We start from the raw sequence: 26,372 nt of genomic DNA, 5'->3' as shown, positions 1-26,372 counted from the left end.
TGGGGCAAGACCATTGGGAAGGTGTCATGACTGACAACGTCGACGGAATGCCCGGGAAATTCGCGATGCTCGGTCTGACATACGACGACGTCCTGCTGCTGCCGGGCGCCTCAGAGGTCCTGCCGAACGGCGTCGACACCTCCTCCCGGGTCTCGCGCAACGTCCGGGTGAACATCCCGCTGCTGTCCGCGGCGATGGACAAGGTGACCGAGGCGCGCATGGCCATCGCCATGGCCCGCCAGGGCGGCGCCGGTGTCCTGCACCGCAACCTCTCCATCGAGGACCAGGCCAACCAGGTCGACCTGGTCAAGCGCTCCGAGTCCGGCATGGTCACCGACCCGATCACGGTCCGCCCGGACGCCACGCTGTCCGAGGCGGACGCGCTGTGCGCGAAGTTCCGCATCAGCGGTGTGCCGGTCACCGACCCGGCGGGCAAACTGCTCGGCATCGTCACCAACCGCGACATGGCCTTCGAGTCCGACCGCAGCCGTCAGGTGCGCGAGGTCATGACCCCGATGCCGCTGGTCACGGGCAAGGTCGGGATCTCCGGCGAGGACGCCATCGAGCTGCTCCGCCGCCACAAGATCGAGAAGCTGCCGCTGGTCGACGACGCCGGCGTGCTCAAGGGCCTCATCACGGTCAAGGACTTCGTCAAGGCCGAGAAGTACCCCAACGCCGCGAAGGACTCCGAGGGCCGCCTGGTCGTCGGTGCCGCCGTGGGCGTCGGCGACGAGGCGTACGAGCGCGCCCAGGCGCTGGTCGAGGCCGGTGCCGACTTCCTGGTCATCGACAGCGCCCACGGCCACAGCCGCGGCATCCTCGACATGATCGCCAAGGTCAAGTCCAACATCAACGTCGATGTCGTCGGCGGCAACGTCGCCACGCGCGACGGCGCCCAGGCGCTGATCGACGCGGGCGTGGACGGCGTCAAGGTAGGCGTCGGCCCGGGCTCGATCTGCACCACCCGCGTCGTCGCCGGCATCGGCGTACCGCAGGTCACCGCGATCTACGAGGCCGCGAAGGCGTGCCACGCGGCGGGCGTCCCGCTGATCGGTGACGGCGGCCTGCAGTTCTCGGGCGACATCGCCAAGGCCATCGCCGCCGGCGCGGACACGGTGATGCTCGGCTCGCTGCTCGCGGGCTGCGAGGAGTCCCCGGGCGAGATGGTCTTCATCAACGGCAAGCAGTTCAAGTCGTACCGGGGCATGGGCTCGCTGGGTGCGATGCAGTCGCGCGGCCAGGCCCGCTCGTACTCCAAGGACCGCTACTTCCAGGACAACGTCCTCTCCGAGGACAAGCTGGTCCCCGAGGGCATCGAGGGCCAGGTGCCCTACCGCGGCCCGCTGTCCTCGGTCGCCCACCAGCTCATCGGCGGCCTGCGCGCCTCCATGGGCTACGTCGGCTCGGCGAACGTCCAGGAGCTCAAGGACAAGGGCACATTCGTCCGCATCACGGCGGCGGGCCTCAAGGAGAGCCACCCGCACGACATCCAGATGACGACCGAGGCGCCGAACTACTCGCGTCGCTGAGACCGGGTGCCGGGCCGGGGGTCCGGGGGTTGTCCCCCGGGTGACACTGTCAGATGACGACCGAGGCGCCGGACTACTCGCGTCGCTGATTGTCGGAATCCACAAACGCCGGGCGGGCTGATCATTCAGCCCGCCCGGCGGTTTGCGGTCCGGGGATGCGGGGCGGAGCCCCGCGGATCCGCCGCCGCCGGAACCGTGCGGCGTCAGGGATACTGGATGCGGCAGACGTAGAAGGAAAGGCCACACACGTGACTGAGATCGAGATCGGGCGCGGCAAGCGCGGCCGCCGGGCGTACGCGTTCGACGACATCGCCGTCGTCCCGAGTCGCCGTACCCGCGACCCGAAGGAGGTCTCGATCGCCTGGCAGATCGACGCCTACCGCTTCGAGCTGCCGTTCCTGGCCGCGCCCATGGACTCGGTCGTCTCGCCCGAGACCGCCATCCGCATCGGCGAGCTGGGCGGCCTGGGCGTGCTCAACCTCGAGGGTCTGTGGACCCGCTACGAGGACCCGGAGCCGCTGCTCGCCGAGATCGCCGAGCTGGACGAGACCGCCGCGACCCGGCGCCTCCAGGAGATCTACGCGGCCCCCATCAAGGAGGAGCTGATCGGGCAGCGCATCAAGGAGGTCCGCGACTCCGGTGTCGTGACCGCCGCCGCGCTCTCCCCGCAGCGCACCGCGCAGTTCTCCAAGGCCGTCGTCGACGCCGGCGTGGACATCTTCGTGATCCGCGGCACGACCGTCTCCGCCGAGCACGTATCCGGCGCCGCCGAGCCGCTGAACCTGAAGCAGTTCATCTACGAGCTCGACGTCCCGGTCATCGTCGGCGGCTGCGCCACGTACACCGCGGCGCTGCACCTGATGCGCACGGGCGCGGCGGGCGTCCTCGTCGGCTTCGGCGGCGGTGCGGCCCACACCACCCGTAACGTCCTGGGCATCCAGGTCCCGATGGCGACCGCGGTGGCCGACGTGGCCGCCGCCCGCCGGGACTACATGGACGAGTCCGGCGGCCGCTACGTCCACGTCATCGCCGACGGCGGCGTGGGCTGGTCCGGCGACCTGCCCAAGGCCATCGCCTGCGGTGCGGACGCCGTGATGATGGGCTCCCCGCTCGCCCGCGCGACCGACGCGCCGGGCCGCGGTTTCCACTGGGGCATGGAGGCCGTCCACGAGGACGTGCCGCGCGGCAAGCGCATGAACCTGGGCACGGTCGGCAGCACCGAGGAGATCCTCACCGGTCCCTCGCACACGCCGGACGGGTCGATGAACATGTTCGGCGCGCTGCGCCGTGCCATGGCGACCACGGGCTACAGCGAGCTCAAGGAGTTCCAGCGGGTCGAGGTGACGGTCGCGCCGTCGCAGCACGACAACCGCTGACCTTCAGCAGGGCGGAGGGCCCGGACCGCTTCGGCGGTCCGGGCCCTCCGTCGTTTCCCGGCGGCGGGCCGTTCGCGGGAACCGCTGATGCCGGAGCCGACTCATGTGGTGTGTGACCTCTTGCGGGAGAGAAGGAGCAAGAGGGAGCGGGCGCCGCGACAGTGCGGTCACCGCTGTCACCGACAGCGAGCGGCCCGCTGTGAACTCCGTATAAAAGTTCGACTCTAAGGAATAATGGCACCTTATGGCGCAAAGCAAGTCGTTCAGCGGCAGGGACATGGGGATCGACCTCGGCACGGCGAACACGCTGGTGTACGTGCGGGGTAAGGGGGTTGTGCTCAACGAACCATCAGTTGTCGCCGTCAACGCCGCGGACGGCAGCGTGCTGTCGGTCGGTACGGAGGCCAAGGAGACGATCGGCCGCACCCCCTCGAACATCGTCGCGGTCCGCCCGCTGCGCGACGGCGTCATAGCCGACTTCGAGATAGCCGAGCGGATGATGCGGCACTTCATCAAGAAGGTGCTGGGCAACCGCCGTTTCACCCGCCCGCGCGTCGTGGTGTGTGTGCCGTCCGGCATCACCGGTGTCGAGCGGCGCGCGGTCATCGAGGCCGCGTCCCGGGCCGGCGCCCGTCAGGTGCACCTGGTGGAGGAGCCGATGGCGGCGGCGATCGGCGCGGGGCTGCCGGTCAGCGAGCCGACCGGCTGCATGGTCGTCGACATCGGCGGCGGCACCACCGAGGTCGCGGTGATCTCGCTGGGCGGCATCGTCACGGCCCGCTCCGTGCGCACCGCCGGTGACGCGATGGACGTGGCGATCACCTCGTACGTGAAGAAGCAGTTCGCCCTCGCGATCGGTGAACGCACCGCCGAGGAAATCAAGATGAGCATCGGCTCGGCCTCGCCCACGGGCTCCTGGACCGCCGCCGGGCTCACCGCGCTCGCCAAGCAGCTGGAGAAGAACGACGGCCTGGAGGACGTGGGCGGCGACCCCGAGGAGACGCAGGGTCTGCTGCCGCCGGACCGCTTCACCATTCGCGGTCGCGACCAGGTCAGCGGTCTGCCGAAGACGCTGGAGCTGACGGCCGACGAGATCCGGCACGCGCTGGCCGAGCCGGTGGACGCCATCGTCATGGCCGTCCGCCAGACCCTGGACGAGACGCCGCCGGAGCTCGCGGGCGACATCATGGACCGTGGCATCGTCCTCACCGGCGGCGGCGCGCTGCTGCGCGGCCTGGACGTGCGGCTGAGCAAGGAGCTCGACATCCCGGTCATCGTCGCCGACGAGCCGCTGGACTGCGTCGCGGTGGGTACGGGGCGCTGCGTGGAGGACTTCGCGTCGCTGAAGACGGTCCTGGACGCGCAGCCGAACCGGCTGCTGGGCACGGGCCGGCTGTAACGAGTCCGCCGCGCTTCGCCGCGGCGGCTCATCGCCGGGTGTGGCGCCGTTGCCGCCTGCGGCGGGGGCGCCCTGCCTGAGCCCTCACAGACGGTGCGCGGCCCCCGCAGGCGTCGCCCCCCGTGTGTCCAGCAGCAGTTGTGCCTTCACCGCCAGCCCCTGGAGGTCGTAGGTGCGGTGGTGCTGGAGGAGTACCGTCAGGTCCGCCTCCGACGCGGCCTCGTAGAGGCAGTCCGCGCGCGGCACGGGCTGCCCGAGCACGCGCCACTGTGCGACGTACGGGTCGTGATAGCTGAGCTGGGCGCCCAGTTCGATCAGCCGGGAGCCGATCTCGCGGGCGGGCGAGCCCTCCTGGTCGGCGATGTCCGCCTTGTAGCTGACGCCGAGCAGCAGGACGCGCGCGCCGCGCGCGGACTTGCCGTGTTCGTTGAGGAGCGTGGCGCAGCGCTGGATGACGTAGCGCGGCATCCGCCCGTTGACCTCCTGCGCGAGTTCGACCATGCGCAGCGGATAGCCGAGGCTGCGGCCTTTGTAGGAGAGGTAGTTGGGGTCGACGGGCACGCCGTGGCCGCCCACGCCGGGCCCCGGGCGGAACGCCTGGAAGCCGAAGGGCTTGGTCTCCGCGCAGCGCACGACGTCCCACATGTCGACGCCGATGTCGTGGCAGAAGACCGCCATCTCGTTCGCGAGCGCGATGTTGACGTGCCGGTAGTTGGTCTCCAGTACCCGCACCGTCTCCGCCTCGCGCGGTCCGCGCGCGCGGACGATCTTCTCGCAGATCCGCCCGTAGAAGGTGGCGGCGGCCTCCGTGCAGGCGGGTGTGAGCCCGCCCAGCACCTTGGGGGTGGTGGTGTAGCCGTGGCGGCGGTTGCCGGGGTCGGCGCGGCTGGGGGAGTACGCCAGGTGGAAGTCGCGCCCGGCGCACAGCCCGGAGCCGGCCTCCAGCAGGGGAAGCAGGTATTCCTCTGTGGCTCCTGGGTAGACGGCCGACTCCAGGAGCACCGTGGTGTGCGGGCGCAGTCGCGCCGCGAGCGTACGGGCCGCGTCCCCGACGGGCGTCAGGTCCAGCGCCCGGTCCTCGCCCAGCCGGGTGGGGGCGCAGATCACGGCCGTGCGGACCCTGCCCAGCTCGGCGTCCGCGGTCGTCGGCCGGAAGCCGGTGGCGAGCATGCGGCGGACGTCGGCGGCGGTGAGGGTGCCGTCGACGCCCTCCGAGGGCAGCCGCCCGGCGCGGAGCTCGGCGACCGTGTACGGGTCGGGGTCGTAGCCGATGGTGGCGATGCCGGCGGCGGTGGCCGCCCGGACGAGAGGGAGGCCGAGGGGGCCCAGACCGATGACGGCGAGATCTGCGGGCATGGCGAGGGGGTCCTTCCCGGAGGGCCGGTCCCTTGACGACCTGGAGGGTATACATCAGGTTAAGCGGATATATGACTGTTATGAGGGATTGCGGCGTCGTGGTTCGTGCCCGCGTGCTTCCGGCCCGGCCGAAGCGGGCGATCTGAGGCAGCATCGAAGGAGAGCGGGTGCCTGCTCCCACGGCGGGCCCTCCGGACGGCAGTGGCACAAGGCGGATCAGAGGCTCGGTGGGCGGCCGCGACCCGGACGGAAGCGCGGCTCAGTGAACGGCAGTGACAGCGGTCGAGCGGGAGGCAGCGGTGAGGACAGCGACACTCGGGCCGGTCGAGCGCGGCGAGGCGCTCGCCCGGATGGCGGAGCGGGAACTGGACATCCTGGTGGTCGGCGCCGGAGTCGTCGGCGCGGGCACCGCGCTGGACGCGGCGACCCGCGGCCTGTCGACCGGACTCGTCGAGGCGCGCGACTGGGCGGCGGGCACCTCCAGCCGTTCCAGCAAGCTCATCCACGGAGGGCTGCGCTATCTGGAGATGCTCGACTTCGCCCTCGTACGCGAGGCGCTCAAGGAGCGCGGGCTCCTGCTGCAGCGCCTCGCTCCGCACCTGGTCAAGCCCGTCCCCTTCCTCTACCCCCTCCAGCACCGCGGCTGGGAGCGCTTCTACGCGGGTTCGGGCGTGGCGCTCTACGACGCCATGTCGGTCTCCTCGGGCCACGGCCGTGGCCTGCCCACCCACCGTCATCTCACCCGCAAGCGCGCGCTGCGGGTCGCGCCGTGCCTGCGGAAGGACGCCCTGATCGGCGCGCTGCAGTATTACGACGCCCAGATGGACGACGCCCGCTACGTCGCCACCCTCGTGCGCACGGCGGCGGCCTACGGCGCCGACGTGGCCAACCGGGCGCGCGTGGTGGGATTCCTGCGCGAGGGCGAGCGGGTCGTCGGCGCCCGGGTGCACGACCTGGAGCAGGGCGGCGAGTTCGAGATCCGCGCCCGGCAGATCGTCAACGCCACGGGCGTGTGGACCGACGACACCCAGAAGCTGATCGCCGAGCGCGGCCAGTTCCACGTACGGGCGTCCAAGGGCATCCACCTGGTCGTGCCGAAGGACCGCATCCACTCCAGCACGGGCCTGATCCTGCGTACGGAGAAGAGCGTGCTCTTCGTGATCCCCTGGGGCCGGCACTGGATCATCGGCACGACCGACACCGACTGGGACCTGGACAAGGCGCACCCGGCGGCCTCCAGCGCCGACATCGACTATCTGCTGGAACACGTCAACTCCGTGCTCGCGACGCCGCTCACCCGCGACGACGTGCAGGGCGTCTACGCCGGGCTGCGCCCGTTGCTGGCGGGGGAGTCGGACGCGACCAGCAAGCTCTCCCGCGAGCACACCGTGGCGCACCCGGTGCCGGGGCTGGTGGTCGTCGCGGGCGGGAAGTACACGACCTACCGCGTGATGGCCAAGGACGCCGTGGACGAGGCGGTGCACGGGCTCACGCAGAGGGTGGCCGAGTGCGTCACGGAGGACGTGCCGCTGGTGGGCGCCGAGGGCTACCGCGCGCTGTGGAACGGCCGCGCACAGCTCGCCCGGCGCACCGGCCTGCACGTGGCGCGCGTCGAGCACCTGCTCAACCGCTACGGCTCGATGGTGGACGAGGTGCTGGACCTCGTCACGTCCGACCCGACCCTGGGCGACCCGCTCACCGGGGCCGACGACTACCTCCGGGCGGAGGTCGTCTATGCCGCCTCGCACGAGGGCGCGCGCCACCTGGACGACGTCCTGACGCGCCGTACCCGCATCTCCATCGAGACCTTCGACCGCGGCACCCGCTCCGCGCGCGAGGCCGCCGAGCTGATGGCGCCTGTGCTGGGCTGGGACCGCACGCAGGTCGAGAAGGAGATCGAGCGGTACGAGAAGCGGGTCGAGGCGGAGCGCGAATCGCAGCTGCAGCCCGACGACCTGACGGCGGACGCGGCACGGCTGGGCGCGCCGGACGTGCAGCCGATCTGAACGGAACGTGCAGCGGGTCCGAAGCGTGCGGCCGGGGCGGGGGGAGCCGGTCCGGGCGGAACCGATCGTCTTCATGTGGGTGAGTCAGGAGTGTCGTTGTTGACGCGATAACTGAGGGAGTGTCGCCTGCGGATGCGCACATACGCGCCGTTAACAGGGCACCCATGAGCATCCTGTGACAGCTCGACCGGTCCGGGAACCGCTCCGGCCGAAAGCAGGTCCCTCAGGAAAGACCGGTCCGCGTGGCCCACTGCTGTGCCACCGTCAGCACCCGTGCCGTGACGGCGCAGGTCAGGAAGGGTCCGCGCGGCGACGGTCGACGCGCGGTGCGGGGTCGCGGCGGGGTGTCGGCATGCGGCCATCATCCGGGGGCCCGCGGACCCTGGCCTTCCACCGGTCCGCGGATGAGAGACAATGGTGGCTCTGCCAGGGTGGGTTGGTCGCAGAGCTGATTGCCAGAGGGGACGCATGTCGGAGGCGGAGCAGACGCAGGGCACGGCAGGGCGCCTCCTGGCCGGGCGGTACCGCCTCGGGGACGTCCTCGGGCGCGGCGGCATGGGCACGGTCTGGCGGGCGACCGACGAGACCCTGGGACGCACGGTCGCGGTGAAGGAACTGCGGTTCCCGGCCAACATCGACGAGGACGAGAAGCGCCGCCTGATCACGCGCACGCTGCGCGAGGCCAAGGCCATCGCCCGCATCCGCAGCGCGGGCGCCGTGACCGTCTACGACGTGGTGCACGAGGACGACCGGCCGTGGATCGTCATGGAGCTCATCGAGGGCCGCTCGCTCGCCGACGTCATCCGCGAGGACGGACCGCTGAAGTGGCGGCGCGCCGCGGAGGTCGGGCTGGCCGTCCTGGACGTGCTCGGCGCCGCGCACCGCCAGGGCATCCTGCACCGCGACGTGAAGCCGTCCAACGTGCTGATCGCCGACGAGGGCCGCGTGGTGCTCACCGACTTCGGCATCGCGCAGGTCGAGGGCGACCCGTCGGTCACCTCGACGGGAATGCTGGTCGGCGCGCCCTCGTACATATCCCCGGAGCGGGCGCGCGGCCAGAAGCCCGGCCCTCCCGCGGACCTGTGGTCCCTGGGCGGCCTGCTGTACGCGGCCGTCGAGGGCGCCCCTCCGTACGACAAGGGTTCGGCCATAGCCACCCTCACCGCCGTGATGACCGAGCCGCTGGGCCCGCCCCGGAACGCGGGACCGCTGGCGGAGGTCATGTACGGGCTGCTCGCCAAGGACCCCGAGAAGCGGCTGGACGAGGCCGGTGCGCGGGCGCTGCTGAACGGCGCGGTCAACGCCCCGGACGAGCGGCTGCCGAAGCCGCCGGAGCCGGAGCCCGAGCTGGACGCGACGCAGGCGATCGCCATCCCGGCGATCCCGGAGTCGGCGTCGCGGTCCGCCGCCGCGCGGTCCGGGGAGAAGGCGACGGAGCGGCCCTCGGGCAAGCCGTCGCTGAAGCCGTCCTTGAAGCCGTCCCTGAAGAAGGCCGGTGCCGCCGCCTCCGGCAGTTCGCCGAAGACGTCGGCGGCGAAGCCCGCCGTCGCGGGTGACGCCGGCGTCACCGCGCGGGTCTCCCACGACGGTGCGCCCCGTACGGGCGGACTGCAGCGGGTGACGTGGGAGCGGGCCTCGGTCATGGAGGTCGTGCCGCGCCGCACGCTGGTCATCGTGGCGGTCGTGGCCGTGCTCGCCGTGGTGGGCACGGTGCTCGCCTTCGCGGTGGGCAGCGACGGGAACGGCGGCGGGGACAAGGGCACCAAGAACGGCAAGCCCGTCAAGTCCGCCTCCGCGTCGGGCGAGCTCCCGGGCGCGGTGGACCAGCCGGCTCCGGGTGGCGCCGGGCACGGTGCCAGGTCCGGCTTCGTACGGGTCGAGAACGACGCGTACGAGTTCGAGATCGACATGCCCAAGGGCTGGAAGCAGACCGGCACGGCGGGCGACCACTCCGGTGCCGTCTACAGCGCCGACGGCGGCTTCCCCCGGCTCCAGGTCGACTTCGGGCCCGAACCGCAGGCGGACGCCGCCAAGGCGTGGCGCGAGTCCGAGTCCGGCGCGAAGCACAGCATGAAGAACTACAAGGGCCTCGGCATCAAAGAGGTCCACGGCTGGGACGGCCACGACTACCCCACCGTGGCCGACTGGACCTTCGAGCGCGACCAGGACGGCAAGCGCGTCCAGGTCCTCGACCGCGGGTTCAAGGCGGACGACGAGCACGGCTACGCCATCATGATCACGTGCGAGAAGGGCCGGTGGAACGGCGCGGAATGCCGCTCCCTGCGCGACACGGCCTTCAGGACGTTCACGCCGGAGGACTGAGGGGCCCGGGGCCCGCCGGTCGCCGGTGAGCGCGTGACCTGAGGGGGCGTGGTCCGCTCCACGGGCCCGTGGGGCGGAACGTGACGGCGTACGCGGCGACGTACTGAGCCGTACGGCCTCGAAGGGGTGGGTTGGGCACGTATCGTGAGTTGTCGTGGACGGTACGCAACCACAATAGGCAGCAAGATGACCGGTGTTGACGGCGTCTCGACCGTCATCCGGGCGACGGTGCGGATCACGCGCGTGGGGAGGCGTCGTGGACGATTACGCGGGACGGGTGCTCGCCGACCGCTATCGCCTGCCACTGCCACCGTCCGATGTGTTCGACCTCGTGGAGACCCGCGCCTTCGACACCTACAGCGGCCAGGAAGTCCTCGTCCGGCAGATCCCGTTGCCGGAGGTCGTGGAGGCCGAGGTCGTCGGCGGCGAGCGGGCGCACGGCACCGGAGCCGCCGTCTCCGCGCGCGGGGGGACCGCCCGGCAGGGCTCCGGTGACCCGGCGGTCCGCCGCGCGCTCGCGGCCGCCACCGCCGCCGCGCAGATTCCCGACCACCCCAGGCTCGACCAGGTCTTCCACGTCTTCGCGGAGGGGGGCAGCCTGTGGATCGTCAGCGAGCTCGTCTCCGCCCGCCCGCTCGCCGCGCTCCTCGCCGAGCGCGCCCTCTCCCCGCACCGCGCCGCCGAGGTCGCCGCCGACGTCCTCACCGCCCTGCGCGCCCTGCACGCCCACGGCTGGACCCACCGCAACATCACCACCCGCACGGTCCTCATCTGCGACGACGGCCGTGCCATCCTCACCGGCCTGGCGGCGGGCGCGGCGGAGGAGGCGCTGTGCGGCTACGACCCGGTGCCGGGCGGCCCGGCCGGCGCTGCTGGCGGGGCGGGCGCGGGTGCCGGGGCGCTGCCTGCCACGCGGCCGGGTGGGGTGCCGGGCGGGGTGCTGGGCGGTGGTGGTGTTCAGCCGCGTCCGGGTGGTGCGCCGGGTGGTGCGCAGGACGGCGGTGGGGTTTCGCCGCGTCCGGGTAGTGGTGGTGTTCCGCCGCGGTCGGCGCAGGGTGCCCCGGGCGGTTCCGCGACGCCGGCCGGGCCGCCGGTGTACGGCGCCTCCGGCGGCAGCCGGGTGCCGAGACCGGGCGCCCCGGGCGGCCCCACGCAGGGCGGGCCCGCGTACCGCGACCAGGGCGCCGCGGGCGGATTCCTCCCGCCGGGCGGCACACCGCCGGGTGGCACACCGCCCGGCGGGCCGGCGCGGCCGCTCGGGGCAGGCGCGTCCGGGCACGTGCCCCACGACCCGCGGGCGGCGCGGGCCGGAGCCATCGCCGCGTACCGCGCGGGGGCCCGGGCCGCGGCCGCGCGTGCGGCTGCGGAGAGCGCCGCGCACGGCCCGGCCGGGACCTCCACCTGGGGTGGCGGCAGCGCGGCCAGCGGCACGGCCCCCGCGCCCGCCCCCGCCGGGCGTACGCCGGCACCCCGCCCTGGCCCCGGCGCGCCCCGCGTCCCCGGCCCGGGGCCCGCGGCTGCCCTTCCCGCGCCCCGCGCGCAGGATCCCTCTCCGGCTTCCCCGGCCTCTCCTGCCTCCCCGGCCGACGGCGGCGAGGGCCCCGGGGCCGCCCCTGCCGGATGGGGCGGCGACGGTCCTGCGGGGAGCGCGCACGCCGCCGAACGGGCGCGGCAGGCGCGGATGGTGGTGGTCGGAGCCGTCACCGAGCGCTGGTCGCCCGAGCAGGCGTGGCCGGTGCAGGAGAGCTGGCAGCTCGCCCCTCCGGTCGGGCCAGCGGCCGACCTGTGGGCCCTGGGCGCGCTGCTCTTCCGCGTGGTGCAGGGCCACGCGCCGTACCCCGAGAACAGCACGGCCGACCTCCTCCAGCTCGTCTGTGTGGAACCGCCCGCGTACGCCGAGGAGTGCGGCGCGCTGCGGCCCGTGGTCGAGTCGCTCATGCGTAAGGACCCTGCCGAGCGGCCGGAGTTCGAGGAGCTGCGCGGCTGGCTGCGGTCCCTCATCCGGTCGGCGCCCGAGCCCGACATCGGCAGCCGCACCGTCACGGTGCCCTCGATCGGACCGGGCGTCCCCGCCGACCAGCACCGGCTGCCGGTCATACGGCGCAAGGGCGAGCTCGTGCGCCGCAGGCGCGGCCGTCCGGTCACGGCCGTGGACGCGGCTTCCCTCGCGCACGGGCGGCACAAGAAGAGCGCCAAGGACCAACTCCAGCCGCGCGAACGGGCCCACACCACCGGGCACCTCCAGGAACAGCGCGTACGGCGCAGCCCGCGCAGCCTCGGCCGGTTACTCCTGGGGCTGATCCTGCTGTTGCTGATCGGGGTGGTGCTGTACGCCATGCTGCTGATGCCGGGCGCCGACAAGAGCGAGGGGAGGGCGCCGACGGAGCGCACGGGCACGTCCTCCGGCGTTCCCAGCGCCCCCGCGACCGGCAAGGTGGGTCAGGCGTCGACGGGTTCGGACGACGCGACCCCCGAGAGCGAGGGGCTCGCCAAGGGCTTCACGCTGCGGCAGGACCCCAAGGGCTTCACCGTGGCGGTGGCCAAGGACTGGCAGCGGCGCGGTGAGAACGACCGGGGTCAGGTGGTTTATTTCGGTGGCGACTGCCAACTGCTGGTCGTGCCCGGCCGGGACAAGGTCGCCGAGTTCGGCAGCGACCCCATGGCCTATCAGCAGGACAAGGAGCCGGAGCTCGACCCGTACCGCTCGTCCTCCTGGGCGGGTGCCTCCGGGCTGCGCCGTATCGATGTCGGGCAGCGGGCGTCGGCGGAGGGTGCGTTCAACTGGAACGACAGCAGCGGCCGGCAGGTCTATGTGCGCAACTCCGCGATGATCCTCGGCGGCCGCTATCACGTGCTCCAGGTGATCGGCCCGGCGAACGAACAGCGCACGGTCGACGGATACTTCGACCAGGCCACCGCCACCTATCGGACCCGCTGAGTCACTCCTCGGCGAAGCGCTCGCGCAGCCGCTGCTTGAGGACCTTGCCGAGGGTGGCGTCGCGCGGCAGCTCGTCGACCAGCTCCAGCCGCTCGGGGAGCTTGTGCACCGCCAGGCCCGCGCCCCGCAGGTGGGCGTCGATGCCGTCGAGCGTGAGGGGTGTGGTCCCGGCCGCCTGCCGGACGACGGCGCAGACGCGCTCCCCGCGCGCCGGGTCGGGGAGTCCGATCACGGCGACGTCCTCGACGGCCGGGTGCTCCTGGAGGAGTTGCTCGATCTCGCGGGCGGAGATGTTCTCGCCTTTGCGGATGATGACGTCCTTGGCGCGTCCGGTGAGCACGAGGTGCCCGGTGGCCGTGAGGTGGCCGCGGTCGCCGGTGCGGAGGAAGCCGTCCGTGTCGAACGCCTCGGCGGTCTGCGCCGGATCGAGATAGCCGCGGCAGACGGCCTCGCCGCGCAGCCGTACGTCCCCGTCCACGCCCGGTGGGACGGGCAGCCCGTTGGCGCCGACGATCCGGATCTCCATCCCCGTGGCCGGGCGGCCCTCCGTGCCGGCGAGGTTCTCCGGGGTGTCGTCCGGGTCCCCCATGGTGATCATCGGGGCTTCGGTCATGCCGTAGCCGTGCGTCAGCCGGCAGCCCAGCTCGCGGACGACGTCGTGGTACAGCGCGGGCGGCTTGGGCGCTCCGCCTCCCGCCATGAGGCGGAGCGTGGGGATGAGCCTGCGGTCCGGGTCCTTGCGCTGCTCGGCGAGGAACATCGCGTAGAAGGCGGTGGAGCCGCCCGCGATCGTGACGCCGTGGCGTCGGTAGGCGTCCAGTGCGGCGGGGAGCGCGAAGTGCTCCAGGAGGAGCGCGGGAAAGCCGCACAGCAGCATCATCACGGTGTAGTCGGGCCCGGCGACGTGCGCGTAGGGGAAGGCCATCGAGCCCATGTCCGCCGGGGTGGGGCGGAGTGCGCGGGCGAGGCAGGCGCCGGCGGCGATCAGGCCGCGGTCGGTGTGCAGGGCACCCTTGGGGTCGGCGGTCGTGCCGGACGTCCAGTAGACCCAGCGGACGGTGTCGCCGTCGGCGGGCGGTGGCGGGAGGACCGCCGGGTCCCCTTGCGGGAGCGTGTCGTAGGCGGTGAACACCAGCGGCGGTGCGGGCAGCCGGAGCGCCAGCCGGAAGGCCATGGCCGTGTGGTCGTGGCCCCGCCAGGTGCCAGGAGTCGCGAAGAAGGCCGCCTCGACGGCCCGTAGCGCGTGACCGGTCTCGCGGTCGCGGTGGAAGGGGACGAGGGGCGACTGCACGGCACCCAGGCGGGCCAGGGCGAAGGTCAGCACGACCGTCTCGATGCGCGTGGGCAACTGCCAGGCGACCCGGTCCCCGGGGCGCACCCCGAGCCCGTACAGCCCGGCCGCCGTACGCTCCGCCCGCTCCCGCAGCGCGCCGAAGGACAGCCGCCGGTCGGTGCCCGTGGGGCCGGGGTCGTCGGCCTGGACGAGCGCGGTGGCGCCGGGGGTGCGGGCGGCGCGGCGCGCGAGCAGCTCCCACAGGGTGCGGGAGGTGGCGAGGTCGTCATCGGTACCGGTCATGGGGGCTCCCAGCGTCGGCCGTTCCGGCGGCAGGCGTGGCGCGAAGCGCGCGGCGCCACGCCTTGTCGGTCCATGGAGTGGAGGCTAGCCTCATTTCTGACGGAGCGTCAGAAAACTTGGAGGGCCGCCGTGGAACTGCCCCGCATCGTCAGCGTCGACGACCATGTGATCGAACCGGCCCACCTCTTCGCCTCCTGGCTCCCCGCCCGCTTCCACGACCGCGGCCCCCGCCCGATCACCACCGGCATCGGCCAACTCGTCTACAGCGGCGGCAAGTACACCGTCTCCATGGACCCCGACGGCCCGCCCGCCGACTGGTGGGTCTACGAGGGCCTCGCCTTCCCGTACAAGCGCAACATCGCCGCCGTCGGCTTCGACCGCGACGACATGACCCTGGAGGGCATCACGCGGGGGGAGATGCGCCCCGGCTGCTTCGACCCGGCGGAGCGCCTCAAGGACATGGACCTCAACCACGTGGAGGCGTCCCTGTGCTTCCCGACCTTCCCCCGGTTCTGCGGCCAGACCTTCGCGGAGGCCCATGACAAGGAGGTCGCGCTCGCCTGCGTACGCGCCTACAACGACTGGATGGTCGAGGAGTGGTGCGGCGACAGCGGCGGCCGGCTCATCCCGCTCTGCCTCATCCCCCTGTGGGACATCTCCCTCGCCGTCGCCGAGATCCACCGCAACGCCGCCCGGGGCGTGCGCGCGGTGACCTTCAGCGAGATCCCCACCCACCTCGGCCTGCCCAGCATCCACTCCGGCTACTGGGACCCCTTCTTCGCCGCCTGCCAGGAGACGGGCACCGTCGTCAACATGCACATCGGGTCGTCGTCGCAGATGCCCGCCGCCTCACCGGACGCCCCGGTCGCGGTGCAGGCGACCCTGTCCTTCAACAACGCCATGGCCTCGCTGGCCGACTTCCTCTTCAGTGGCGTACTGGTGCGCTTCCCCAGCCTCAAACTCGCCTACAGCGAGGGGCAGATGGGCTGGATCCCGTACGCCCTGGAGCGCGCCGACGACGTCTGGCGGGAACACCGCGCCTGGGGCGGCGTGCGCGACCTGATCCCCGAACCGCCCTCCACCTACTACTACCGGCAGGTCTTCTGCTGCTTCTTCCGCGACAAACACGGCATCGCGTCACTCGATGCGGTGGGCCGCGACAACGCCACCTTCGAGACCGACTACCCCCATGTCGACTCCACCTTCCCCCACACCAAGGACGTCGCGCTCGACCACGTCCGCGGTCTCGACGAGGAGACCGTCCACAAACTGATGCGCGGCAACGCCATCCGCATGCTCGGCCTCGGCCTCGGCCTCGGCCTCGACCGGCCGGGCAGGTGAGGTGCCGTGGACATCGGCTCCACGGCGGAGGAGGAAGCCTTCCGGCACCGGCTGCGCGCATGGCTGCGCGAGACGCTGCCGAAGCTGCCGCCGCGGCCGCCCGCCACCGACTGGCCCGCGCGGCGCGCCCACGACTGCACCTGGCAACGGGCCCTGTACGACGCCGGATACGCGGGACTGCACTGGCCCGCCGAGGCCGGTGGCCGCGGCGCCACCCCCGCGCAGCACCTGATCTTCCTGGAGGAGACGGAACGAGCCGGCGCGCCCTATGTGGGCGCCAACTTCGTCGGCCTGCTGCACGCGGGGCCCACCATCGCCGCGGAGGGCGACGCCGCACAGCGGGCCCGGTGGCTCCCACCGATCCTGCGGGGCGACGAGATCTGGTGCCAGGGCTTCTCGGAGCCCGAGGCGGGATCCGACCTCGCTGCCCTGCGCACCCGCGCCGTCCGCGACGGTGACTCCTACGTCGTCACCGGCAGCAAGATCTGGACCTCGCACGCCGAGGTCGCCGACTGGTGCGAACTGCTCGTCCGTACCGACCCTTCGGCCCCCCGGCACCGGGGCATCACCTGGCTCGCCCTGCCGATGGACGCGCCCGGCGTGACCGTGCGGCCCCTGCGGACCCTCGCCGGGTCCGACGAGTTCGCCGAGGTCTTCCTCGACCGGGTGCGGGTGCCGGTCGCCAACCGGGTCGGCGCGGAGAACGACGGCTGGCGCGTCACCATGGTCACCCTCGCCTTCGAACGCGGCACGGCCTTCGCGGGCGAGGTCGTCGCCTGCCGCCGCACTCTCACCCGGATCGCCCGCACGGCCCGCGCGAACGGCCGCTGGGACGACGCCGTGCTCCGCCGCCGCCTGGGGCGGCTCAACGCCGAGTTCGCGGCGCTGTGGCGGCTCATCCAGTGGAACGTGAGCGAGGCGGACCACGCGGCACGCACCGGCGGCAGCGGCGTGCCGGGCGAGACCGGCTCGGTCTTCAAGCTGCGCTACTCCGAAGCGCGCCAGGAGCTCTACGAGGCCGCGGCCGCCGTCCTGGGCCCGGAGTCCCTGGACACCGGTCAGGCGTGGACGGTGGACCGGCTCTCCTCGCTCTCCTACACGATCGCCGCGGGCACCTCCCAGATCCAGCGGAACATCGTCGCCGAGCGCGTCCTCGGCCTGCCCAAGGCGCGGTGACCATGGACTTCCGGCTGACCGACGACCAGCGCGCCCTCCAGGCGGGAATGCGCGCGCTCTTGGCGGCCCGGTATCCGCGCGAGAAGCTGCGGGCCGCGGTGGACGCCCCATACGTCCTGAACGGGGTGCTGGAGGCCCAGGAGGACGGCGGGGCCCCGGGGGCTCATGAGGCAGCGGAACCCTCCGTGGACCGGCGGCTGTGGGCGGCGCTCGGCGACGCCGGCTTCTTCGCGCTGCGGCTGCCGGAGGAGGACGGCGGGGCGGGCCTCGGACTGCCGGAAGCCGTACTCCTCTTCGAGGAAGCGGGACGAGCCCTGCTGCCCGGCCCGCTGGCCGCCACCCAACTGGCCGCCGGCCTGGTGCCCGGCGCGGCCGAAGGCACCCGGATCGTCACCGCCCTGGACGGCCCCGGCGTCACCGAGCACCTCGCGTCCGCCGACGCCGTACTGCTGCTCACCGGCGACACCGCCCGGCTGCTGCCCGTGGCCGCCGGTACGGGCCCGAGCGCCCTGGCGGCGGCCCCCTTCCGCTCCGTCGATCCGCTCACACCCCTGCACCGCGTACGGGACCTGCCATCTCCCGCACGCACGGGCGCGCTTGGCGCCGCGGCCGGTGCCGCCGGGCTGCGCCGTGAGGCGGCTCTGCTGACCGCCGCGCAGCAACTCGGCAGCGCCCGCGCCACCATCGCGCTCGCCGTCTCCCACGCGCGCCACCGCACCCAGTTCGGGCGCCCGGTCGGCTCCTTCCAGGCTGTGCAACACCTGTGTGCCCAGATGCTCGTACGCACCGACCTCGCTCGCGCGGCCGTCTACGCCGCGTCATTGACCGAGGACCCCGCCGAGACCGCGGGCGCGAAGCTGCTTGCGGACAGTGCTGCTATCCGCAACGCCCGTGACTGTCTGCAAGTGCACGGTGGCCTGGGCTTCACCTGGGAAGCCGGCATTCATCTGCATCTCAAACGCGCCTGGGTAAGGGCCTTTCAGTGGCAGTCGACCGAAGAATCGGAGGAATTCCTTGCGAATGAACTGTTGATGGACGCCGCCGGAGAAAATGCGCCAGATGTTTGGTGGGACACCCTGGGCGAGGAAAATGTCCAGGCTTAATCGGCATGGGTGAAATGCCGGTCATGTCATACCTAACTGATCACAGAACGTCGATATCAGGCTGTGTCCTATGCGTTACTCGTCACTGGGTGGAGTCGGCCCCGCCCTCGGGTACTCTCCCTTGGATGCGAGTGGTTCAGGGGCGCAACAAGTCGGGTGTTGTCCACGCGGCAACGCCGGGCGGGAAAATGTCCGACGCTCGTCTCGGACCGGGGCCTCTGGCTCTCCGATGTTCGAGTCTCCGCAGTGCGCGTCGCACAGTGTGCAGTACGCATACTCCTTTGCGCCGGAATATGCCCGAAGCGCTTGTTGGGGTGACTGTGCGTCAACCATGCTGTCTCGGAGCGGGATCACGTTCCGTGACCCCATGGAGACGCGAGGCGTTGTGTCCGCCGGTTCGGATGGTGTGAGCGGTGCAGGTGCTTCAGATGCAGATGGAGGTCCGGGCCGATCCCGCGGAGGTGGGACGGGCCCGCAGGTGGGCGAGGTCGCGACTGGCCGGCTCCGGCATAGGCGTCGATGAGCCCCTGGCGGAGACGCTGATCCTGCTCATCTCGGAGCTCGTCACCAACGCCGTGGTGCACACCGGCTGTCCGGCCGTGCTGCGCATGCTCTTCCCGGACGCCGCCGATGTCTCCGGCCAGGCCGGGCTCTGCGCGGGCACCGTCCGCGTGGAGGTCGCCGACATCAGCGCCCGCCCTCCCCGCCCGCGACGTGCCGAGGGCGACGACACCGGCGGCCGGGGCCTGGAGCTGGTGGACGGTCTCGCCGACCGCTGGGGCTGGCAGCCCGAGGGAGCGGGCAAGCGCATCTGGTGCGAGGTCGACCGGGGGCGGGCCCCCTGGGTCGGCGCTTTCGAGTCGCCACGCGCCGTCACAAATCGGGCTTAGTCGACAAAGTCCAGACCAGGTGTTGACGTGAAGTGTCCACGTGATCACCCTTGGACGCAGCGATTCGTTGCGAGGGGACGTCGAGGGGCCCGTTCGTACTGGGCTGCTTGGCGAGTACGGGTCGCGGTCCGGCGCGGACAGGGCTTGCGCGCCGGAGCCGGCGGCGGCGTGCGGTGCCGTGCTCGGGGTGCGCATCGGCGCGCCGCCGCCCGCCCACTTCTTCGTGGGTGAGGGGGAGTTCCCGGGGTCGCTTCTGTGGCTGCTCCAGCCGGGGGAATGTAGTCGGTCGAGGCGGAGTCGCCCCCCTGCGGTCAGAGGATCGCGACCGGTGCGACCGGCGAACCGGTCCCGCCCGCGAAGGGCTCCGGCGTGGCCGTGAGCAGGAAGGCGTAGCGCCCCTCTTCCGCGCATGCTCGCGACAGCTCCTCCAGGTTCCAGCTCTGCCCCTGTGGCATCCCCATCTCGACGAGGTCGAGCGCGTGCACCGGAAGCCACAGCCCGGTCACCTCCGGCGGGACGATCTCGAAGGTCAGGGTGTCGTTGGCGACCGCCGCGACATCCCGGGCGTGGAACCACTCGGGTGTGCGGAACGACAGTCCGGGCGACGGATGGCCGTACGCCTGCCGGGCGCCCGCCAGATACACCTGGATCTGCCCCGTCCGCACCAGCACGACGTCCCCCGCTCGCACCGTGACCCCCGCGAGCTCCTCTGCGGCGTCCAGGTCCTCCGGGCCGACGGCGTATCCGGTGGCGAGTCGCTCGACCCCGTGGGCGCGGGCGACGTCGAGCAGGACCCCGCGCGAAACGATGTGCCGGACCTTCTCGATGCCGTGGTACGCCGCGCCTCCGTGGGCGGTGATCGAGCTCGCCGGACGGCCGTTGTAGATCTTGCCACCGTGCGAGATGTGAGCGAGCCCGTCCCAGTGCGTCCCCGCCTGAAGGCCCATGGTCACGGCGTCGTCGCTGCTGGCGACGGCGCCCGGGCCGAACAATTCCACATTGATCGAGACCATCGTGTGCAGGGGGTTGACCCTGCCGGGGATCAGCCCGGTCTGGATCCCCTCCTGCCGCAGCGGCACGGCCAGCGGGACGCGGCGGCCCGTGCGCACCGTCGAGACGGCGGCGCGGACGACCTCGTTCGTGATCAGGTTGAGGGTCCCGATCTCGTCCTCCTTGCCCCAACGGCCCCAGTTGTTGACGCGTTTGGCCATGTCGTAGAACTCCGCCGGCAAAGACATGCGTCCCTCCCCGGATCCGGGCCCCGCCGGGTCTTGTGTCCGGGCCCGCCCTGCTCAAAAATCTAACGGACCGTCAGAAACGCGGAAGGGGTGCCGCATGGGTGACTTCCTGACCGGCAAGGTGATCGCCGTCACCGGCGCCGGCCGTGGCATCGGGCGTGCGGTCGCCCTGGCCTGCGCGGCCGAAGGGGCGAGCGTCGTCGTCAACGACTACGGCGTGTCCGTCGACGGCGCCGAACCGGCCAGCGATGTCGCCGCCGCCGTGGTCAAGGAGATCGAAGCGGCGGGCGGCCGGGCGACAGCGCTCGCGGACGACGTGTCGACCATGGCGGGCGGTCAGAGGGTCGTCGATACCGCGGTGACCCGGTACGGCCGGCTCGACGGAGCCGTGTGCGCCGCGGGCATCCTCCGGGAACGGATGCTCTTCAACATGAGCGAGGAGGAGTGGGACCAGGTCATCGCCACCCACCTCAAGGGGACCTTCACCGTCTTCCGCGTCGCCTCCGCGCTCATGCGCCGGCAGGGGCACGGCGCGCTCGTCGGCTTCACCAGCGGCAACCACCAGGGCAGCGTGGCCCAGGCCAACTACTCCGCCGCCAAGGGCGGCATCATCTCGCTCGTCCGCAGCGCCGCCCTGGGGCTGCACAAATACGGCGTCACCGCCAACTGCGTGGCCCCCGTGGCCCGTACACGGATGTCAGCCGGGGTGCCGATGGAACTGACCGAGATCGGCGAACCCGAGGACGTCGCCGCCATGGTGGTCTACCTCCTCGGCGATCAGGCGCGCGAACACGGCATCACCGGGCAGGTCTACACCGTGGCCGGTCCCAAGATCGCGGTCTGGGCCCAGCCGCGCGAACTGCGCGCCGCGTACGCCGACGGCGCCTGGACCCCGCGGAAGATCGCGGACCACCTCCCCGGCACCGTCGGCACCGACCCGATGCCGCTGCTCGCGAGGCTGGAAGCGATGGCCAAGGCCGCTGCCGCCCATGAGCGGCCCAACGCCTGACCGCGTGCGCGGGGTACCTGCCCCGGTCACGGCCTCCTCAGGGCGCCACGGGCCGCGATCACCCATCGTCCCCGCGCCGAGTGAGCGTGGAAGGGCGCCGCAGGGAGAGGACAGAGCGTGGACTACGCATTCGGGCCGGAGGACCAAGCCTTCCGGGAAGAGGCGCGCGGCTGGCTCGCCGGACACCTCGCTTCCGACCCGGCCCCCACACCTCGTGCCTGGGAGCGTGAACTCGGCACCGGTGGCTGGATCGGCCTCGCCTGGGACACCACTCACGGCACCTATGGCAACCGCACCACCGGCCTGACCGGACAGGTCGTCTGGGCCGAGGAGTACGCGCGGGCAGGGGCACCCGCCCGCCTCGGCCACATGGGCGAGAACCTCCTCGCCCCCACGCTCCTCGCCCATGGCACCCCCGCCCAGCGCGGCCGGTTCCTGCCAGCCATCGCCCGGGGCGAGGCCATCTGGTGCCAGGGCTACAGCGAGCCCGATGCCGGCTCGGACCTCGCCGCCCTCCGTACCTCCGCCGTCCTCACCGGCACGGGCGGGACCTACCGCATCACCGGACAGAAGACCTGGACCTCCCACGCCCATGAAGCGGACTGGTGCTTCCTGCTGGCCCGCACCACCGAAGGGGCGCGGCGGCACCACGGACTCTCCCTTCTGCTCGTGCCGATGGACCAGCCCGGCCGGATCGAGTTCCGCCCGATCCGCGACATGTCGGGGGCCGCCGATTTCAACGAGGTGTTCTTCGACGGCGCCGAGGCCCGCGCCGAAGACCTCGTCGGCGGGGAGGGCAACGGCTGGCGGGTCGCCATGGACCTCCTCGGGCGGGAGCGCGGGCTGTCCACACTCGCCCAGCAGATCGGCTTCGCCACCGAGTTGGAGGGGCTCATCCGCCTCGCCCTGGAGACGGGGGTCGCAGCGGAACCGGTCACCCGCGACCGGATCGTACGGCACTGGGCCCAGCTGCAGGCCATGCGCTGGAACGCCCTGCGCACCCTGGGATCGCCCGACGGTCCTGGGGCCCCCTGCGTCGCGAAGCTCCTGTGGGGCCGCTGGCACCAGGAGCTCGGCGAACTGGCGATGGAGATCCGTGGCCCGGCCGCCACCCTCGGCCCGGGCGCCTGGGATGCCGATCGTCCCTATGAACTCGACGCTCTGCAATGCCTGTTCCTCTTCTCGCGTGCCGACACCATCTACGGCGGGTCGGACGAGATCCAGCGCACCGTCATCGCCGAGCGCGTGCTCGGCCTGCCGAAGGAGCCGCGTCCATGACGGCGTACGGACTGTGGATCGACGGCTCATGGCGCTCACCGGAAAAAGGGCACTATGCAGTTGTCAATCCGGCGACCGAAGAGGTCGTCGGGGAGGCCCCGGAGGCGACTCCCGCCGAAGTCGCCGATGCCGTGACCGCCGCGCGGGCCGCTCAGGACGGCTGGTCCCGTACGGATCCGCGCGAGCGCGCGGCCGTTCTGGACCGGACAGCGGAACTGCTCGATGAACGTGCGAAGGAACTGACTCCTCTCCTCCAGGCGGAGACGGGCGCGACGGTCCGCGTCGCGACGGCTTTGCAACTGCCCCCGGCGGTCGACCGGTTCCGCCGATACGCGCGGGGAGCGCTCGAGCCGGATGTCGTCCCGCTCGGGCCCTGCCCCGTGAAGAGGACCCCGCTGGCGCCCGGCGGCCTGCTGGGCGCCGCCGCGGTCCGGCGCCCCGTGGGCGTCGTCTGCTGCATCACCTCCTACAACTTCCCGCTCGTCAATCTCGCGGGCAAGGTCGCACCCGCCCTGGCCATGGGGAACGCGGTCGTCGCCAAGCCGGCGCCGCAGGACCCGCTCTGCTGTCTCGCGCTGGGACCGCTCCTCAAGGAGGCGGGCCTTCCGGACGGCGTATTCAACGTCGTCACCGGCTCGCACCCCGCCACGGGTGAGGCACTCGTGTCCCACCCCGGTGTCGACATGGTGAGCTTCACCGGGTCCACCACTGTCGGGAAGAAGATCGCCGAAGCCGGGGGGAGGTCGATGAAGCGCACCCTGATGGAGCTGGGCGGCAAGGGCGCGGCCATCGTCCTGGAGGATGCCGACGACGAAGTGCTCAAGTCGGCGATCGGGGCGGTCGGTTCGGTCTGGTCGTTCCACAGCGGGCAGATCTGCACGGCGCCGACCCGGGTGCTCGTCCACCGGTCGTCGTACGAGAAGGTCGTCACCGGTCTCTCACACTACGCGCGGACGCTGACGATCGGGAGCCCTGTGGATAACTCCACGATCGTGGGCCCGTTGATCTCCGCCGCGCAGCGCGACCGCGTCGAGGCGTACATCGCCGGAGCCCGCGCGGAAGGTGCCCGCGTCGCCGTGGGCGGCACCCGCCCCGGCCTCGACCGCGGCTTCTACGTCGCGCCCACCTTGATCACGGACGCCACCCCGGACATGACCGTCGCCCGCGAGGAGGTGTTCGGGCCCGTCGTCGTGGCCCTTCCCTTCGAGGACGAGGACGAGGCCGTCCACATCGCCAACAGCACCTCGTACGGCCTCTACGACTACGTCTTCAGCGCCGACGCCGGCCGGGCCTGGGCCCTCGCCGCCCGCCTGCGCTGCGGCAACGTCGGGATCAACACGCTGCAACGGCACCCCGAGACACCGTTCGGCGGATTCAAGGAGAGCGGCGTCGGCCGGGACGGCGGCTCCTTCGGGCTGGACGCGTACAGCGAACTCCAGTCCGTCGTCTGGCCCGCCTGAACCGCCCCAGTCCGCCCCGTACACCAGCCGCCGAGAGGACGGACCAGCCATGAGAGGTGTCATCTTCGACGGCGAGCGTGCCCAGGTCGTCGACGACCTCGTCGTCCGCGCGCCGGGACCCGGCGAGGTGCTCGTCGCCGTGTCCGCCGCCGGTCTCTGCCACAGCGATCTGTCCGTCATCGACGGCACCATCCCCTACCCCGTCCCGGCGGTGCTCGGGCACGAAGGGGCGGGAGTGGTGGAAGAGGTCGGTTCCGGCGTCACCCACGTGGCGCGCGGCGATCACGTCGCACTCTCCACACTCGCCAACTGTGGCGCGTGCGCCGAGTGCGACCGCGGCCGGCCGACCATGTGCCGCAGGTCGATCGGCATGCCCGGCAGGCCCTTCGCCCGGCGCGGGGGCAAGCTCTACCAGTTCGCGTCCAGCTCCGCCTTCGCCGAGCGGACGGTCGTCGAGGCGGTCCAGGCGGTCAGGATCCCCGCCGACGTGCCACCGGCCTCGGCGGCCGTCATCGGGTGCGCCGTCGTGACCGGTGTGGGCGCGGTCCTCAACCGGGCCAGGGTCCGCCAGGGTGACTCCGTCGTCGTCATCGGAGCGGGCGGCGTCGGGCTGAACGTCCTCCAGGGCGCGCGCGTCGCGGGCGCCTCGGTCGTCATCGCTGTCGACGCGAACCCCGGGAAGGAGCGCGCGGCCCGGCAGTTCGGGGCGACGCACTTCGTCGACGCCTCCGGCCCGGACGGCATCCGGGCGGCCGTGCGCGCGATCCTGCCCAGCGGAGCCGACCACGCCTTCGAATGCGTCGGGGACGCGGGTCTCGTGCGGGAGGCGGTCGGCCTCCTCGACCGGCACGGGCAGGCGGTGCTGCTCGGCGTGCCGCCCGCCACCGCCGAGGCGTCCTTCCCCGTCTCGTCCCTCTATCTGGACAAGTCGATACTGGGCTGCCGTTACGGCTCGTCCCGCCCGCAGCACGACATCGCCCTCTACGCCCGGATGTACGCAGAAGGCCGTCTCCTGCTGGACGAACTGGTCACCGCGGCCTACCCGGTCGAGGACTTCGCGAAGGCCGTCGACGACACCCTGGGCGGACAAGTGGCACGCGCCGTACTGACCTTCACCTGACCGCTGTCGGGCCGGCGGCGGGCCACCGTCGGGCCGGCGTCGGGACCGGCGGTGGATCAGGGCTGGGCGGCCGTCGGTGCCGTCCGGAACGTACGCCGGTACGCCGTCGGCGACACGCCCAGCGCGGCCTGGAGGTGCTGCCGCATGGACGCCGCCGTGCCGAATCCCGCGTCCCGCGCCACCTGGTCCACGGAGAGGTCGCTGTCCTCCAGCAGGTGCCGCGCCCGCTCCACCCGCTGCTGGGTCAGCCACTGCCCGGGGCTGATCCCGACCTCCTCCCGGAAGCGGCGGGTGAAGGTCCGTACGCTCATTGCCTCCTGCTCGGCCATGTCCCGCAGCTGGATGGGCTCGTGCAGCCGCCCCAGCGCCCACGCGCGCGCCGCGGTCGTCGTCGCGAACTGCGGCTCCGGCACGGGGCGGTGGACGTACTGGGCCTGGCCGCCGTCGCGGTGCGGAGGCACCACACTGCGCCGGGCCACCTCGTTGGCCACGGCGGAACCGTGGTCGCGCCGCACGATGTGCAGGCACAGATCGATACCGGAGGCCACCCCCGCGGAGGTCAGCAGATCGCCGTCGTCGACGAACAGCACGTCGGCGTCCACCCGGACCGACGGGAACAGCCGCTGGAAGTGATCGGTGCTGCTCCAGTGGGTGGTGGCCGGACGTCCGTTGAGGAGCCCGGCGGCCGCCAGGATGAACGACCCGGTGCAGATGGAGACCAGGCGCGTGCCGGGGCGTATGTGCGCGAGGGCGGCGGCCTGGGCCTCTTCGAGCTTGCCCTCGGTGTAGGGGAGGCCGAGGTCGTACGACGCGGGGACGACGACGGTGTCGGCCTCCGCGAGAGCCTCCGGGCCGCGCTCGACGGTGATGGAGAAGTCGGCGTCGGTCCGCACGGGGCCCGGCGCGAGCGCGCACGTCACCACCTCGTACAGCGGCTCGTCGGACGGTGTCCTCGCCTTGCCGAAGATGCGGTACGGGATGGAGAGCTCGAAGGGGATGACGCCCGTCAGGGCGAGGACCGCGATGCGGTGCGGCCGTCCGTCCGGGCGGCGGTCCGCACGCCCGGCCTCGGTGTTCTGCGGCATGTCCATAGCGTCCCCCCACGTCCTTCCCGGGCGGTCCCCCGCCCTTCTCCGACCAGTCTGCGGCCAGGCACTGACAATCCCCGGCCCGTGCCGACAAGGCTGCCGCAGACCCATGGCCTTCCGGACCATCATGGCCCGATCCTTGCGAATGCTGTCCTTCCGGCCACTCG

General features: G+C 72.3%; 18 protein-coding genes. 14 read left to right on the top strand and 4 right to left on the bottom strand.

The window, feature by feature from the left end:
* Positions 1-26 precede the first annotated feature (26 nt).
* The 3 genes from guaB (at position 27) to AB0435_RS16530 (ending at position 4,304) form a co-directional block, all read left to right on the top strand.
* Entirely contained in the window at positions 27-1,529 is a 1,503-nt protein-coding gene (gene guaB, locus AB0435_RS16540) for an IMP dehydrogenase (protein ID WP_366006894.1), read from the top strand.
* Positions 1,530-1,777: 248 nt separating this feature from the next.
* Positions 1,778-2,905, top strand: a complete 1,128-nt coding sequence (locus tag AB0435_RS16535; RefSeq protein WP_116212340.1) for a GuaB3 family IMP dehydrogenase-related protein — start codon at positions 1,778-1,780, stop codon at positions 2,903-2,905.
* 244 nt (positions 2,906-3,149) lie between these two features.
* On the top strand, positions 3,150-4,304 hold the full coding sequence (locus tag AB0435_RS16530; protein WP_366006893.1) for a rod shape-determining protein: 1,155 nt from the start codon (positions 3,150-3,152) through the stop codon (positions 4,302-4,304).
* A gap of 84 nt (positions 4,305-4,388) precedes the next feature.
* On the opposite strand, the gene AB0435_RS16525 is transcribed toward AB0435_RS16530, so the two are convergent.
* On the bottom strand, positions 4,389-5,660 hold the full coding sequence (locus AB0435_RS16525; protein ID WP_366006892.1) for a nucleotide sugar dehydrogenase: 1,272 nt from the start codon (positions 5,658-5,660) through the stop codon (positions 4,389-4,391).
* Positions 5,661-5,959: 299 nt separating this feature from the next.
* On the opposite strand from AB0435_RS16525, the gene AB0435_RS16520 reads away from it, so the two are divergent.
* The 3 genes from AB0435_RS16520 to AB0435_RS16510 all read left to right on the top strand — a co-directional run bounded on the left by AB0435_RS16520 (position 5,960) and on the right by AB0435_RS16510 (position 12,926).
* A complete protein-coding gene (locus AB0435_RS16520; RefSeq protein WP_366006890.1) occupies positions 5,960-7,666 on the top strand; it encodes a glycerol-3-phosphate dehydrogenase/oxidase in 1,707 nt (568 codons plus the stop codon).
* Positions 7,667-8,134: 468 nt separating this feature from the next.
* On the top strand, positions 8,135-9,988 hold the full coding sequence (locus AB0435_RS16515) for a protein kinase (protein WP_366427289.1): 1,854 nt from the start codon (positions 8,135-8,137) through the stop codon (positions 9,986-9,988).
* A 256-nt stretch (positions 9,989-10,244) separates the two neighbouring features.
* Positions 10,245-12,926: a protein kinase gene (locus tag AB0435_RS16510; protein ID WP_366427288.1), complete on the top strand. Its 2,682-nt coding sequence runs from the start codon at positions 10,245-10,247 to the stop codon at positions 12,924-12,926.
* Between the two features lies 1 nt (position 12,927).
* Here the strand turns inward: AB0435_RS16510 and AB0435_RS16505 are convergent, their stop codons facing one another.
* Positions 12,928-14,502 (bottom strand): AMP-binding protein, encoded by a 1,575-nt coding sequence (locus tag AB0435_RS16505; RefSeq protein ID WP_366427287.1) that lies wholly within the window; start codon positions 14,500-14,502, stop codon positions 12,928-12,930.
* 129 nt (positions 14,503-14,631) lie between these two features.
* Between AB0435_RS16505 and AB0435_RS16500 the strand changes: the two genes are divergently transcribed.
* From AB0435_RS16500 to AB0435_RS16485, 4 genes are all read left to right on the top strand, one after another.
* The gene (locus AB0435_RS16500) at positions 14,632-15,843 is read left to right on the top strand and encodes an amidohydrolase family protein (protein WP_366427286.1); all 1,212 of its coding nucleotides are present in this window, start codon (positions 14,632-14,634) and stop codon (positions 15,841-15,843) included.
* A 6-nt stretch (positions 15,844-15,849) separates the two neighbouring features.
* On the top strand, positions 15,850-17,019 hold the full coding sequence (locus tag AB0435_RS16495) for an acyl-CoA dehydrogenase family protein (protein ID WP_366003890.1): 1,170 nt from the start codon (positions 15,850-15,852) through the stop codon (positions 17,017-17,019).
* 2 nt (positions 17,020-17,021) lie between these two features.
* Positions 17,022-18,122: an acyl-CoA dehydrogenase family protein gene (locus AB0435_RS16490; RefSeq protein WP_366003891.1), complete on the top strand. Its 1,101-nt coding sequence runs from the start codon at positions 17,022-17,024 to the stop codon at positions 18,120-18,122.
* 413 nt (positions 18,123-18,535) lie between these two features.
* On the top strand, positions 18,536-19,012 hold the full coding sequence (locus AB0435_RS16485) for an ATP-binding protein (RefSeq protein ID WP_366003892.1): 477 nt from the start codon (positions 18,536-18,538) through the stop codon (positions 19,010-19,012).
* Positions 19,013-19,323: 311 nt separating this feature from the next.
* Here AB0435_RS16485 and AB0435_RS16480 read toward each other — a convergent pair whose 3' ends face one another.
* The gene (locus AB0435_RS16480) at positions 19,324-20,250 is read right to left on the bottom strand and encodes a cyclase family protein (RefSeq protein WP_366003893.1); all 927 of its coding nucleotides are present in this window, start codon (positions 20,248-20,250) and stop codon (positions 19,324-19,326) included.
* Between the two features lie 97 nt (positions 20,251-20,347).
* Here AB0435_RS16480 and AB0435_RS16475 point away from each other — a divergent pair, with 97 nt between their 5' ends.
* The 4 genes from AB0435_RS16475 (at position 20,348) to AB0435_RS16460 (ending at position 25,117) form a co-directional block, all read left to right on the top strand.
* Entirely contained in the window at positions 20,348-21,259 is a 912-nt protein-coding gene (locus tag AB0435_RS16475) for an SDR family oxidoreductase (RefSeq protein ID WP_366427285.1), read from the top strand.
* 117 nt (positions 21,260-21,376) lie between these two features.
* Complete coding sequence (locus AB0435_RS16470; protein WP_366427284.1) at positions 21,377-22,537, top strand: acyl-CoA dehydrogenase family protein; 1,161 nt, start codon at positions 21,377-21,379, stop codon at positions 22,535-22,537.
* Entirely contained in the window at positions 22,534-23,997 is a 1,464-nt protein-coding gene (locus tag AB0435_RS16465) for an aldehyde dehydrogenase family protein (RefSeq protein ID WP_366427283.1), read from the top strand. Before AB0435_RS16470 ends, AB0435_RS16465 begins: the two co-directional genes overlap by 4 nt.
* Positions 23,998-24,046: 49 nt before the next feature.
* On the top strand, positions 24,047-25,117 hold the full coding sequence (locus AB0435_RS16460) for an alcohol dehydrogenase catalytic domain-containing protein (RefSeq protein ID WP_366427282.1): 1,071 nt from the start codon (positions 24,047-24,049) through the stop codon (positions 25,115-25,117).
* A 56-nt stretch (positions 25,118-25,173) separates the two neighbouring features.
* Here AB0435_RS16460 and AB0435_RS16455 read toward each other — a convergent pair whose 3' ends face one another.
* Positions 25,174-26,202: a helix-turn-helix domain-containing protein gene (locus AB0435_RS16455; protein WP_366003898.1), complete on the bottom strand. Its 1,029-nt coding sequence runs from the start codon at positions 26,200-26,202 to the stop codon at positions 25,174-25,176.
* Positions 26,203-26,372 lie beyond the last annotated feature (170 nt).

Source organism: Streptomyces sp. NPDC051173, from assembly GCF_040689515.1.
Lineage (GTDB): Bacteria > Actinomycetota > Actinomycetes > Streptomycetales > Streptomycetaceae > Streptomyces.
The sequence above is the reverse complement of the archived record's forward strand: the minus strand, read 5'-3'. Positions and strand labels throughout refer to the sequence as shown.

Bases quoted from the DNA above. Each gene is read 5' to 3' on its own strand.
- AB0435_RS16475 (WP_366427285.1), top strand. From the start codon at position 20,348: ATGGGTGACTTCCTGACCGGCAAGGTGATCGCCGTCACCGGCGCCGGC.
- AB0435_RS16525 (WP_366006892.1), bottom strand. From the start codon at position 5,660: ATGCCCGCAGATCTCGCCGTCATCGGTCTGGGCCCCCTCGGCCTCCCT.
- AB0435_RS16460 (WP_366427282.1), top strand. From the start codon at position 24,047: ATGAGAGGTGTCATCTTCGACGGCGAGCGTGCCCAGGTCGTCGACGAC.
- AB0435_RS16530 (WP_366006893.1), top strand. From the start codon at position 3,150: ATGGCGCAAAGCAAGTCGTTCAGCGGCAGGGACATGGGGATCGACCTC.
- AB0435_RS16465 (WP_366427283.1), top strand. From the start codon at position 22,534: ATGACGGCGTACGGACTGTGGATCGACGGCTCATGGCGCTCACCGGAA.
- guaB (WP_366006894.1), top strand. From the start codon at position 27: ATGACTGACAACGTCGACGGAATGCCCGGGAAATTCGCGATGCTCGGT.
- AB0435_RS16490 (WP_366003891.1), top strand. From the start codon at position 17,022: ATGGACTTCCGGCTGACCGACGACCAGCGCGCCCTCCAGGCGGGAATG.
- AB0435_RS16505 (WP_366427287.1), bottom strand. From the start codon at position 14,502: ATGACCGGTACCGATGACGACCTCGCCACCTCCCGCACCCTGTGGGAG.
- AB0435_RS16480 (WP_366003893.1), bottom strand. From the start codon at position 20,250: ATGTCTTTGCCGGCGGAGTTCTACGACATGGCCAAACGCGTCAACAAC.
- AB0435_RS16515 (WP_366427289.1), top strand. From the start codon at position 8,135: ATGTCGGAGGCGGAGCAGACGCAGGGCACGGCAGGGCGCCTCCTGGCC.
- AB0435_RS16455 (WP_366003898.1), bottom strand. From the start codon at position 26,202: ATGCCGCAGAACACCGAGGCCGGGCGTGCGGACCGCCGCCCGGACGGA.